The 11,450-nt window shown below is 31.3% G+C and carries 13 protein-coding genes; 2 read left to right on the top strand and 11 right to left on the bottom strand.

Annotation, left to right across the window (positions count from 1 at the left end; all coding sequences use genetic code 11):
* Window positions 1–206: 206 nt before the first annotated feature.
* From B4L98_RS12390 to B4L98_RS12355, 8 genes are all read right to left on the bottom strand, one after another.
* Window positions 207–506, bottom strand: a complete 300-nt coding sequence (locus tag B4L98_RS12390; protein ID WP_125350083.1) for a hypothetical protein — start codon at window positions 504–506, stop codon at window positions 207–209.
* A 6-nt stretch (window positions 507–512) separates the two neighbouring features.
* Entirely contained in the window at window positions 513–1,274 is a 762-nt protein-coding gene (map, locus tag B4L98_RS12385; RefSeq protein WP_115000652.1) for a type I methionyl aminopeptidase, read from the bottom strand.
* Between the two features lie 136 nt (window positions 1,275–1,410).
* On the bottom strand, window positions 1,411–1,668 hold the full coding sequence (locus B4L98_RS12380; protein WP_221855067.1) for a Txe/YoeB family addiction module toxin: 258 nt from the start codon (window positions 1,666–1,668) through the stop codon (window positions 1,411–1,413).
* Window positions 1,669–1,923, bottom strand: a complete 255-nt coding sequence (locus B4L98_RS12375; RefSeq protein ID WP_221855065.1) for a type II toxin-antitoxin system Phd/YefM family antitoxin — start codon at window positions 1,921–1,923, stop codon at window positions 1,669–1,671.
* 119 nt (window positions 1,924–2,042) lie between these two features.
* A complete protein-coding gene (locus B4L98_RS12370; RefSeq protein WP_221855064.1) occupies window positions 2,043–2,339 on the bottom strand; it encodes a Dabb family protein in 297 nt (98 codons plus the stop codon).
* Between the two features lie 12 nt (window positions 2,340–2,351).
* On the bottom strand, window positions 2,352–3,659 hold the full coding sequence (locus B4L98_RS12365) for a DEAD/DEAH box helicase (protein ID WP_291078338.1): 1,308 nt from the start codon (window positions 3,657–3,659) through the stop codon (window positions 2,352–2,354).
* A 27-nt stretch (window positions 3,660–3,686) separates the two neighbouring features.
* The gene (locus tag B4L98_RS12360; RefSeq protein ID WP_221855062.1) at window positions 3,687–4,220 is read right to left on the bottom strand and encodes an STM3941 family protein; all 534 of its coding nucleotides are present in this window, start codon (window positions 4,218–4,220) and stop codon (window positions 3,687–3,689) included.
* A 185-nt stretch (window positions 4,221–4,405) separates the two neighbouring features.
* Window positions 4,406–5,809: an AMP-dependent synthetase/ligase gene (locus B4L98_RS12355; RefSeq protein WP_422653357.1), complete on the bottom strand. Its 1,404-nt coding sequence runs from the start codon at window positions 5,807–5,809 to the stop codon at window positions 4,406–4,408.
* Between the two features lie 184 nt (window positions 5,810–5,993).
* Between B4L98_RS12355 and B4L98_RS12350 the strand changes: the two genes are divergently transcribed.
* The gene (locus B4L98_RS12350) at window positions 5,994–6,380 is read left to right on the top strand and encodes a hypothetical protein (protein ID WP_125350079.1); all 387 of its coding nucleotides are present in this window, start codon (window positions 5,994–5,996) and stop codon (window positions 6,378–6,380) included.
* Between the two features lie 37 nt (window positions 6,381–6,417).
* Here the strand turns inward: B4L98_RS12350 and B4L98_RS12345 are convergent, their stop codons facing one another.
* From B4L98_RS12345 to B4L98_RS12335, 3 genes are all read right to left on the bottom strand, one after another.
* Entirely contained in the window at window positions 6,418–8,193 is a 1,776-nt protein-coding gene (locus B4L98_RS12345; protein WP_291048518.1) for an AMP-dependent synthetase/ligase, read from the bottom strand.
* Window positions 8,194–8,324: 131 nt separating this feature from the next.
* Window positions 8,325–10,091: an AMP-dependent synthetase/ligase gene (locus B4L98_RS12340; RefSeq protein WP_291048521.1), complete on the bottom strand. Its 1,767-nt coding sequence runs from the start codon at window positions 10,089–10,091 to the stop codon at window positions 8,325–8,327.
* A 105-nt stretch (window positions 10,092–10,196) separates the two neighbouring features.
* Window positions 10,197–10,850: a class I SAM-dependent methyltransferase gene (locus B4L98_RS12335; RefSeq protein ID WP_221855054.1), complete on the bottom strand. Its 654-nt coding sequence runs from the start codon at window positions 10,848–10,850 to the stop codon at window positions 10,197–10,199.
* Window positions 10,851–10,957: 107 nt separating this feature from the next.
* Between B4L98_RS12335 and B4L98_RS12330 the strand changes: the two genes are divergently transcribed.
* Window positions 10,958–11,431, top strand: coding sequence for a DUF6642 family protein (locus B4L98_RS12330; protein ID WP_291078335.1), 474 nt, complete (start codon window positions 10,958–10,960; stop codon window positions 11,429–11,431).
* Window positions 11,432–11,450: the final 19 nt, after the last annotated feature.

Here is an 11,450-nt window from a genome sequence, read left to right as displayed (position 1 = left end):
CCTAAATGCACTACGGGTTAATTATTTATTTTGATAGGACAAATTTAGCTCAGTCATCAGCGAGATTTCATTGACATAAGATAAGAAATTAAAAAGCTTGATTTTTCATCTAATAAACGATCAAATTGTATCAATTAATATTCCAAAAAGTAAAGATTTTGAATTTGTTAGCAATAAAAAAAACACTTCAATAGAAGTGTTTAATATTATTTTACTGGACTAAAATACCAGTAGGTAGATGTTTTTTTATTCTCGATTTCCAAATATTCTGGAAATGCTTGCGGTAATAAATGTAATTCTTCCGATTTTTTCAAATCTGTTAGAATCTGACGCAAAGGATATCCTTTTTTACGGTCGTGAGGAAAATATCCTTTTTCAATTAAGAAAGGCATCATATCCTTAGTTTTTACACGTTCCAACTTATTTTCTGTTAAATAAGCCTGAATATCTTCGCTCATTTTTTTGACCACTTCGCGGTCTACTTTAATATATTCGTTTCTCTTCATATAATTTTACCAATTACCATTCATGTGCGTTAAAATCATAGGACCTTCAGAAGTAACCAAAACAGTATGTTCGTGTTGTGCAAAAACGCCAGGTGCATTTCCTATCATTGTCCAACCATCCGCTTGCTCAATTGCTTCGTAAGAATTTTCTGAAATAAAAGTTTCCAATGCAATAACTGAATTTTTACGGAATCGACGTTTATCATCAGGGTCTCTGAAATTCATCAAATCCAATGGTTCTTCGTGCAATGAACGCCCTACTCCATGACCAGTTAAATTCTCAATCACATGATAATGATGTTTTTTTGCTTCTTTCTCAATAATTCCACCAATATCAGCGATTTTAACTCCAGATTTTACAGCCGCAATTGCTTTTTGAAGCGCAGAAATAGATGCATCAACAATTTTTTGATAACCATTCACATCTTCTCCAACAACAATAGAACCTCCATTATCAGCCCAAAAACCACCTAATTCTCCAGAAACATCAATATTAATCACATCTCCGTCTTTCAAAATTTTATCGGCTCTTGGAATTCCGTGACAAATTTCTTCATTCACGCTTAAGCAAGTATAACCAGGAAATTGATACGTCTCGAAAGGAGCTGATTTGCAACCAAATTTGTGCATAATCTTCGCACCAAAATCGTCCAATTCTTTTGTTGACATTCCAGGTTTTACATAATCTTTCATCTCTTTAAGAGTAACGGCTACAGCTTCGCTGACTTTTTTCATTCCGATTAACTCTTCTTCTGTCTCTATAATCATTGCTTAAATTCTATTGATTTCCTTTTCAGAAATCATTTGCAAATTTACGGGTATTTGTAACGATTATTTGCTTATTTTGATAGAAATTCGTGATTATTGTATGATAGATTATATTGTTGATTGATAAAGAAGTATATCAATCATAATGAAAACGACATTTCGCAATTTGAATTTCATCTTCTACAACACGATATATTAACCGATGTTCATGATCTATTCTTCTCGACCAAAATCCTGCATATTTATGTTTCAAAGCTTCTGGTTTCCCCAGACCATCAAAAGGATTTCGAGCAATACCTTTAATCAATTCATTGATCTTTTTCAATTTAGATTTATCTGTTTTTTGCCAATACAAATAATCTTCCCATGATTCATCAACAAAAACGATTTTCATCTATTCTTCAATTAACTCCTTTGTAAACGTTTTCTGAGTTTTTAATTTCTCAATTGCAGCATCCAAACGCTCTTCATTTTTGCGAGAAGAAAGCTCATGATTCGTAGCCATTAGCGAATTATACTCTTCTAATGACATAATAACAACACCAGAATTTTTTCCACGATTAATAATCAATGTTTCAAAATTATTCGTCACACGATCAAAATATTCTTTAATATCTTTTCTAAATTCAGAAATATTTGTTATCAACATATGTACTATATTTTGTACAAAAATAAGTATAATTAATTATAAATAAACTTGATTTATAAAGTTTTAGAAAATAAAAAAATCCGTCAAATGACGGATTTAAGGTTATATTTTTCTAACGATTAATCTGCATCATAGATTAATACTCGTTTTGCTAATTTATTTGGACCATTCAAAAACTCGATATGTTGTGGATGTTTTTGATACGTCTCAAATTGTTCCATCGTTTCGAAAGCTGCAAACAAAGAAAACGAATACGAAGCGTCGATAACATCTCTTTCGATATTTGCTGGTGTTCCAACATGAAAAAATACTGAAGGAGCAATTGGTTCTAAATCTTTCAAAGCTTGATGAAATGTATTCACTTCAGCTTCTGTAGCGTCATCTTTTAACCAAAATAGTACGTGGTGTGCTAACATAAAATTCTATTTTTAATATGCAATTTGCATTTTTACTTTCTTATTTTTTACTTTTTGACCGCTCAATTTTTTCAATAAGTCCGGAACTTTTTTACGGTTAATCGCAACATACGAAGTGGTATCTTTTACCTCAATAATTCCGACATCGTTTTTTTCTAAACCTCCTTTTTTGAACAAAAATCCAACAATATCAACTTTGTTTACTTTGTCTTTTTTTCCTGCAGAAATATAAATCGTTTGGTAAGGTGTACGTTCTGGAATCTTATATGTTCCACCTAAATTTTCGACAGGTAAATTTTCATTTACAAACGGAAAATGTTCTTCATTGCTAATAATTAAATACACAAAACCTTTCGCATTCATACGTGCTGTACGTCCATTTCTGTGAATAAAAGCGGCTTCTTTTGCAGGTAATTGATAATGAATAATCGAATCTACTTCTGGAATATCCAAACCACGCGCAGCCAAATCTGTTGTAATTAAAACTCGAACCGAATCATTTCTGAATTTCAGTAACGCACGTTCGCGTTCGTCTTGTTCCATTCCACCATGAAAACTTTCACGCGCAATTCCTTTTTCATGCAACAAATTACTAATACGGTCGACAGCATCACGGTGATTACAGAAAATCAACATGCGTTTGCTTCCAATTTTGCAAATCAAATTAAATAAAGTATCCAATTTTTCTTCTGAAATGGTGTTAACCACTTTCATATGTAAATCAGGCTTTACCTCGATTTGTTTTAGATAGCTCACAATTTTTTCGTCATTCAATCCAACAAATTCTGGAATATTTTCCATTTCTGTAGCAGAAGTCAAAATACGTTGTTTCAAACCAGAAAGTTGCTCTACAATAAAGCTCATATCTTCTTGAAAACCTAATTCTAACGCTTTATCAAACTCGTCTAAAATTAAAGTTTGAACAGTCGAAGGATCAAAATTTTCGTTACGCAAATGATACGCAATACGTCCTGGAGTCCCAATTAATACAGCTGGAGCTTCTAACAAAGTATTTTGCTCAACTTTTGTATTGTGACCTCCATAACAACACGTTACTTTATAATCAGACTTCATCGATTTGAAAACTGTTTCGATTTGTAAAGCTAACTCACGCGCAGGAACTAAAATTAAGGTTTGAACACCTTTTACATCTGGATTTAAATCTCTTAAAGTCGGAAATAAAAACGCCAATGTTTTACCAGATCCTGTTGGTGATAATAAAATTAAATCTCGTTGATTTTCGGACATTTTGAATGCTGAACGTTGCATTGCATTCATATCTTTGATGCCCAAATTTTTATAAAGTAAATCGATTTGCATGCTGCAAAAATAGTCTATTCTTTCGAATTAATCATTTTTTGAAGCTGTAGAAATCTTATAATCTTCCATAAATTCATCAAAAAGATTCATGATTTCGAAGTGATTTTTATCTAAAGTATTTGCGTCAAACGAAACAACAGCGCCATACATTTTATTCCAAAATCTCATACGTGCTTGTAAGAATTTCTGCGTTTCGTTATGGATAAAATCGTCTGCATCAATAATTTTTATATTAATGACACGTTGGCGAGGCAATTTCAGTTCTTCAATTTCTAAAATTTTTCCCCATTCAATATAATTCAAATGATCCGTAGGTTTGTAAACAATTCCTTTTTTATCAATCAATAAAATCAATTGTTTTTTCATCAATTTTTTGATTGAAACGATGATGAATAGTAAACTTGGAACAAATAAAACTCCGCTTAAAATTTTTGCAGTTTGCGGAGAATTAACTTGATTGGCGTTTAGAAATAAATAAATTGAACAAGCAAAAAATAAAAGACTACCGAATAATAATCCCCAATTGCTTGTTTGTTTTGCGTAAACTTTAACTGAATTCAATTGATTTTGTTTTTACAAAAATATAGATTTTAATCTTAATTAAAGGTTATAAAAAAGAGTCTCAAAAAACTGAGACTCTTATTAATTATCCAAAAATTTCTTGGTATTGTTTCTTGTATTTTTCTAAAATAATTTTACGTTTAAATTTTAACGTTGGCGTTAATTCTCCACCTTCTACGGTCATTTCATTTGGAATAATTGCAATCTTTTTGATTTGTTCCCAATGTCCNNGGTGATGCACCTTGTGCCAGTTCTTCCAGATCTTTATAGCTTTTCTGCTTTAAACGTAGGGCAAATTCTTCTTTTTTACGGTCAACAATTTTCAAGAATTTATTGTCTATCCATTCTCCAATATCACCCGTGTATAGCCAACCATCTTTGATTTCTTCGGCAGTTTTTTCTGGTAAATTATGATAACCCATCATCACAATATCACCTTTCACTAAAATTTCGCCATCATCAGCCAATTTTACTTCAACACCTTTCAACGGAGGTCCAACAGTTCCTATCTTTTTACCTCGACGAAAACAATTCACCGCAATTACTGGCGAAGCTTCTGTCAATCCATAACCTTCATAAATTGGAATTTCGGCAGCTAAAAATACGCGAACAATTCGTTGTTGAATCGCTGCACTTCCCGTTACAATGGCTTTTAATTCGCCACCAAGTCCTTCGTACCATTTGTGTAAAACTAATTTTCGGGCAATTGCTAATTTCAAATTATAAATTGTAGAACGCTGATCATCTTCTAACACAAACTCATCGCCAACTTTTACAGCCCAATCAAAAATAGATTTCTTAAAACCTGATAATTGAGCTCCCGTTTGCATGATTTTTTCATAAACTTTTTCAATCACACGAGGAACAGCCGTAATCATATGCGGTTTAATTTCTTTTAAATTATCGCCAATCTTCTCCATCGATTCTGCAAAATATATCGAAATCCCCATGTACACATACAAATACTGAATTGTTCGCTCATACGCATGACAAGCAGGAAGAAAGGTCAAAGCACGATCATAAGGATCAAGTGGTGTTGAATATTCGCAAGCCATAACATCTGCAATAATATTTTTGTGCGACAACATCACACCTTTCGGATTTCCCGTTGTTCCTGATGTATAGATTAAAAAAGCTAAATCTTCGTGCTTTACATTTGCGGCACGTTTGTCTATTTCTTCTTGTTGAATTGTTTTTCCTTTTTCGATTAAAACATTCCAACTTTCTGTATTTTCAAATTCATCAATCGAGTACAGTTGCTCTAATGAAGGCAATTTTGTTTTGAGTTGATTGATTCGCGTATACAAATCGAGATTACTTGTAAAACACAATTTTATAGCCGAATCGCTAAAAATATATTCGTAATCGCTGTCAGAAATATTCGGATAAATCGCTACCACAACAGCTCCGATTTGTTGTATCGCATAATCTATCATATTCCATTCGACACGATTTTCTGAGATTAGTCCCACTTTTTCACCTGGTTGAACTCCACAAGCGATCAATCCTTTTGAGATTGCATTAACATGTTCTAAAAAAGTTGTGGTTTTCATCGGTTTCCATTCTCCATTTTGTTTGGATACAAACATGGATAAATCAGGAAACTTCTCCAGCTGACGTTTTGGTAAATCAAAAATTCTGGTTGCTTCCATAGCGCACTTATAGTTTTGTAATTTTGAAAAGAATTCGTCGAAAATAGCATAAAATGATGAGTTTTTCAAAAATTTTATCTTCAACTTAAAAAGAATTATTTTCGTCATAAATATTACAATTATGAAATATCTAATTTTATTTCTACTATTATTTTACTCTTGCAGCTCTGATTTTAAAAAGTCTTATAAAATTAGAGATATTAAATTATATGAATTACAATGTTCTGGACACTATTATTTGAGCACTGATAATTGTGATTGTAAATATTTACCAACTAATTATTTTATTCCAAAAGGTGGAAATGATTCATTTTTTGAATTATTCTTAAAGGAGAATAAAGGAAAACTTCAAGTTAATTCACTTTATAATGAATTTGAAACTCATGGAAATATCAAAGAGAAAGTAGATTTTATTCTATATACCGATAACGCTTCTTTTAGTGATAGTATAAGTAAAGTAAATTATACTGTGATTCGAGGATATTCCAATGGAAGAATGAATCCATAAAAAAATCCCTCAACTCATTATGAATTGAGGGATTTTTTTATTTATAAATTTCTTCGAATTCTTTCTGATATTTCTTTAGAATAACTTTACGTTTTAATTTCAAAGTTGGAGTTAATTCTTCACCTTCAATCGTAAATTCATGCGCTAAAATTGCTGGTTTCTTAATCTGTTCCCAATTTCCAAAAAACTGATTTGCTTTACGAACTTCTTGATTAATTACTTTATGAACTTCTGTAGATGCTATGAATTCATCGCGAGAAAGATTACTAATTTCAGGTGCATTTTCTTTTGCCCATTCTTTCAGATTTGCATAATTCGGAACAATAAAAGCTGACGCAAATTTTTGCGCATCACCAACAACCATTGCTTGCTCAATAAAATTTGATTCGACAAGTTTTGTTTCAATTGGTTGAGGAACAACATATTTTCCACCAGAAATTTTGAACATTTCCTTTTTACGATCAATGATTTTCAAGAAATGACCTTCTCCTTCCTCCCAAACTCCAATATCACCTGTGTGCAACCATCCATCAATAATGACCTCATCGGTCGCTTTTTGATTTTTATAATAGCCCATCATCACATTAGGACCTTGAACCAAAATTTCTCCATCTTCGGCTAATTTTACCTTAACATCTTTTATTGGTGAACCCACAGTCCCTATTCGAACACCTAATTTATGCGGATTATTTACAGTGATTAAAGGCGAAGTTTCCGTCATTCCATATCCTTCAAAAAATGGTAATCCAGCCGCCATAAAAACACGCGCAATTTTACCTTGCAACGAAGCACTTCCCGAAATAATATATTTGAAATTACCTCCTAACGCTTCATAAAATTTATTCAAAACTAATTTTCGAGCTAAAGCTAACTTCACATTATACACCAAAGATCGTTTCTTCGCATCAGGTTCATATTGAGAAGCAATATTAATCGCCCAATCAAAAACTTTTCGTTTTTTTCCTGTTAAAGCGCTACCTGTTTTTAGGATTTTCTCATAAACTTTTTCCATCACTCGAGGAACAGCAGTCATGATATGAGGTTGTACTTCATTGATATTATCACCAATTTTTTCAAAACCTTCGGCGAAATAAACCGTTACACCAATATATAAATAGGTATAAATTACAGTTCTTTCGTATGTATGACAAGGCGGTAAAAAAGTCAAACCTCTTGTTCCTTCTTCTAACACAACAATTTCTTTTGCCGCAATAAAATTCGAAACCAAATTATTATGAGACAACATTACACCTTTCGGTTTTCCTGTTGTTCCAGACGTATAAATTAAAGTTGCTAAATCTGAATTTCGAACAATTGAACTAAGATTATTTACATATTCGTCTGTTATATCTTTTCCAATTTCTTTTAATTCTGACCAATTTCTAGAATCTGGGAACTCATTAATTGCAAAAACATATTCTAAACTATAAATTGTCCCAAACATATTATTGATACGTTCATACAAATTTTTTGTACTTACAATACACAATTGTATTTCGGCATCATTGAAGATAAATTGATATTCAAAATCTGTAATATTTGGATAAATCGCTACCACAACCGCACCAATTTGCTGAATTGCAAAATCAATCACATGCCATTCATAGCGGCTTTCGCACACAAGTCCTACTCGATCGCCAGGTTTAACTCCCAGAGCTAATAAACCTTTCGAAATTTCTCTTGTTTGCGCAATAAATTCGGCTGGTTTTGTAAACTTCCATTCGCCATCAATTTTACTTGCAAACATATTATGATTGGGGTAAAGTTCTTGTTGACGATAAGCTAAGTCAAAAATTCGTGTAGGATTATTCATTTTTTAAATACTAAACTTTATAAAAAAGAGTGCAAATTTGGTGCAAAATTTTCATAAATCAGTTTTATTTCACGAAAAAAGCAAGATTAATAAAAATCTTGCTTCGTTATTTTTCTAAAAAATTGATGTTTTTATTGATAAATTCCGTCAATTTCTTTTTTATATTTTTCTGAAATGATTTTACGTTTCATCTTCAAAGTTGGCGTTAATTCTCCAGCTTCAATTGTAAATTCATAAGGCAGTAAATGAAATTTTTTAATTTTTTCCCAATTTCCAAAATTGACATTTAATTTATTGATTTCATTTCCTATCAATTCATAAATTTTTGGATGCGTTAAAAACTCTTCACGAGGTAAATTAATCAATGAAGATTCATTTGCTTTTGCCCAATCAATACAGTTTTCATAAGAAGGAATAACCAAAGCAGCAGGGAATTTTCGTCCTTCTCCAACTACCATAATTTGTTCGATATAATTAGATTCTGAAAGAATTTTCTCAATTTGTTGTGGCACAACATATTTTCCTCCAGAAGTTTTGAACATTTCTTTTTTACGATCGATAATTTTTAAGAATTTATCATCAACCCATTCTCCAATATCGCCCGTATACAACCAACCATCTTTCAAAACCTCAGCCGTCGCCTCAGAATTTTTATAATATCCTTGCATGATATTTTTACCTTTTGCTAAGATTTCTCCATCTTCAGCTAATTTAATCTCAATATCAATCAAAGGAATACCAACGGTTCCGATTTTCATTCCACGTTTGATACAATTTACAGATAAACAAGGTCCAGCTTCTGTTAAACCATAACCTTCGTAAATTGGAATTCCGGCTGCTAAATACAATTTTAATAAACGAGTTTGTAAAGTTGCACTTCCCGATGCAATTCCTTTGACATTACCGCCAAGCGCCGCTTTCCATTTCGAAAAAATTAATTTTCGAGCAATGTTTAATTGAAATTTATACCAAGCAGAAAGTTTTGATTCGTCTAAATCATACTGTTCTCCTAACGAAATTGCCCAAAAGAATAAAGCTCTTTTTACTCCTGTCAATTGTTCTCCAGTCGCCATTATTTTATCGTAAACTTTCTCTAAAACACGTGGAACAGCCGAAAAAATATGTGGTTGAACTTCTTTCATATCTTGCCCAATCGTATCCATTGATTGTGCAAAATAGATTGGTAATCCCATTTTGATGTACACGTATTGAAAGACGCGTTCATACGCATGACAAGCAGGTAAAAAAGACAACGCTTTATCATACGCTTTTACAGGAAAAGAATATTCGGAACTATTGACATCAGCCAATAAATTTTCGTGAGAAAGCATAACGCCTTTCGGGTTTCCTGTTGTTCCAGAAGTATAAATAAGAGTTGCTAAATCAGTTGGTTTTACATTGTCCATCTTCGTTTGTAAAACCTCATCAGAAATAGAAATTCCTTTCGAAATTAGCTCAATCCAATTTGGTGTATGCGGATAAGTATTAAATGTATAAACTTGTTCTAGATTTGGAATACGATCTTTGATTCCTAATAATCGTTGATACAACGCATCATTGCTCACAAAACAAAGTTTGATTTCGGCATCATTTAGAATAAATTCGTAATCATTATCCGAAATATTGGGATAAATTGCCACAACAACAGCTCCAATTTGCTGAATTGCAAAATCTACTAAATTCCATTCTAAACGATTTTCGCTGATTAACGCAACTTTATCATTTTGTTGAACACCATTTGCAATCAAACCTTTCGAAATATTATTTACTCGATTGATAAAATCTGTTGTCGAAATTCCCTTCCATTCTCCTTTTTCTTTGTAATTAAAAATCGAAATGTTAGGTGTATTTTTTTCTTGAAATCGAGATAAATCGAATACTCTTTGTGGTTGTTTCATATTCTTGAAATAAGGATACAAATTTCTGCTAATTCTTTCTACTTTAGAAATTATTTACTCATTCTTTTCTCAAAAAAATTAAGTTTATTATCAATAAAAATCATTTTATTTTTTTGCAATAATTATACTATACTCTCTTTCAACTTTTTCGCCAGCTTTGCTAATTACACTTTCTGAAAATGTTTTTCTATTTTCAATAGAAAATTTAGCTGATTTCAATAGTTTTATCACTTCGTCTTCTGTGTATAAATTGAAGCCAAATTGAGTAAAAGGTAAAGTTTCCATAAATTCCTTTTTAGCAAAAGTAAGAGCAAATTCCCCATTGAATTTCAAGACTCTATAAATTTCACTCAAGAAAAATTTAGGATTTTTCCAAAAATAGATTGTATTCACTGTGAAAATTTTATCAAAACGTTTTTCATAAAAATGAATTCTTTCATCCATAATTATTTCAAATCTAATATTTGCATTCAAATAATCAGAATTGTTCGTGATAGCACTATTTTTCATGACCTGTGAAAGTTCTAAACCAATATATTCTAAATCCTTTGCTTGATTTAATACATAAGGTAAATGCTTACAATTTCCATGACCTAACTCTAATATTTGTTCTTTATTTTGTAATTGTAAATGATCTATTGTCGTTTTTATCATACCAAAATTACTTTCATTCATTTGCTCACCAACTTCAATTCCTTCGTCTCCATTTGGACAACTCAATTGTTCCGCAAGATTTTGTAAATCAATATTATTTTTCATTAAATTTATTTATATAGAATAATTCTAAATTAATAAATATTAATCATTGTTCGCGTGATTTTAATCATTTAAAAATTACATCTTACCTTTGAAAAATAGTAAAATAGATGAAGGATATTATACGAACTGAAGACGAAGATGATTTCAAATTGTTTTGTTTGGAATCTGTAGCAGATATTGAAGAGCAAAATGATTCGCAATTATTGGAATTTTTGGAACATTTGGCTCGAGAATTTCAGATTACAAATGTTTATAAAACGACTGATAGCTTTGAAGGTTTCGAAGAAAGTTTGACCAATCTTCTTTATCATGATAAATATTTTAGAGATTATAAAATCATTTATTTAGTTTTTGAAGGCGAAGGAAATCAAATTCAAATTGATGATTATTACTATAGTTTGGAAGAAGTAGCAGAAATTTTTCAAGGAAAACTAACCGATAAAATTGTTCATTTTGCAAATACAATGAGTTTAAATTTGGAAGACGAAAGTTTTCAATATTTTATTGATGTTACAGGAGCAAAAGCCTTATCTGGATATGTAAACCCTTCTCCAATTTTGAGTACAATTTTAGATCAATAACCCGTAGTGCATTTAGGTA

Origin of the sequence: Empedobacter sp. UBA5528 (assembly GCF_002426075.1) — a bacterium.
Classification (GTDB): Bacteria; Bacteroidota; Bacteroidia; order Flavobacteriales; family Weeksellaceae; genus Empedobacter; species Empedobacter falsenii_B.
The sequence above is the reverse complement of the archived record's forward strand: the minus strand, read 5'-3'. Positions and strand labels throughout refer to the sequence as shown.

What these genes read in the sequence shown, in the direction of transcription:
- B4L98_RS12350 (WP_125350079.1), top strand. Translation starts at nt 5,994, where the DNA reads ATGAAATATCTAATTTTATTTCTACTATTATTTTACTCTTGCAGCTCT.
- B4L98_RS12390 (WP_125350083.1), bottom strand. Translation starts at nt 506, where the DNA reads ATGAAGAGAAACGAATATATTAAAGTAGACCGCGAAGTGGTCAAAAAA.
- B4L98_RS12375 (WP_221855065.1), bottom strand. Translation starts at nt 1,923, where the DNA reads ATGTTGATAACAAATATTTCTGAATTTAGAAAAGATATTAAAGAATAT.
- B4L98_RS12335 (WP_221855054.1), bottom strand. Translation starts at nt 10,850, where the DNA reads ATGAAAAATAATATTGATTTACAAAATCTTGCGGAACAATTGAGTTGT.
- map (WP_115000652.1), bottom strand. Translation starts at nt 1,274, where the DNA reads ATGATTATAGAGACAGAAGAAGAGTTAATCGGAATGAAAAAAGTCAGC.
- B4L98_RS12380 (WP_221855067.1), bottom strand. Translation starts at nt 1,668, where the DNA reads ATGAAAATCGTTTTTGTTGATGAATCATGGGAAGATTATTTGTATTGG.
- B4L98_RS12345 (WP_291048518.1), bottom strand. Translation starts at nt 8,193, where the DNA reads ATGAATAATCCTACACGAATTTTTGACTTAGCTTATCGTCAACAAGAA.
- B4L98_RS12370 (WP_221855064.1), bottom strand. Translation starts at nt 2,339, where the DNA reads ATGTTAGCACACCACGTACTATTTTGGTTAAAAGATGACGCTACAGAA.
- B4L98_RS12330 (WP_291078335.1), top strand. Translation starts at nt 10,958, where the DNA reads ATGAAGGATATTATACGAACTGAAGACGAAGATGATTTCAAATTGTTT.
- B4L98_RS12340 (WP_291048521.1), bottom strand. Translation starts at nt 10,091, where the DNA reads ATGAAACAACCACAAAGAGTATTCGATTTATCTCGATTTCAAGAAAAA.
- B4L98_RS12365 (WP_291078338.1), bottom strand. Translation starts at nt 3,659, where the DNA reads ATGCAAATCGATTTACTTTATAAAAATTTGGGCATCAAAGATATGAAT.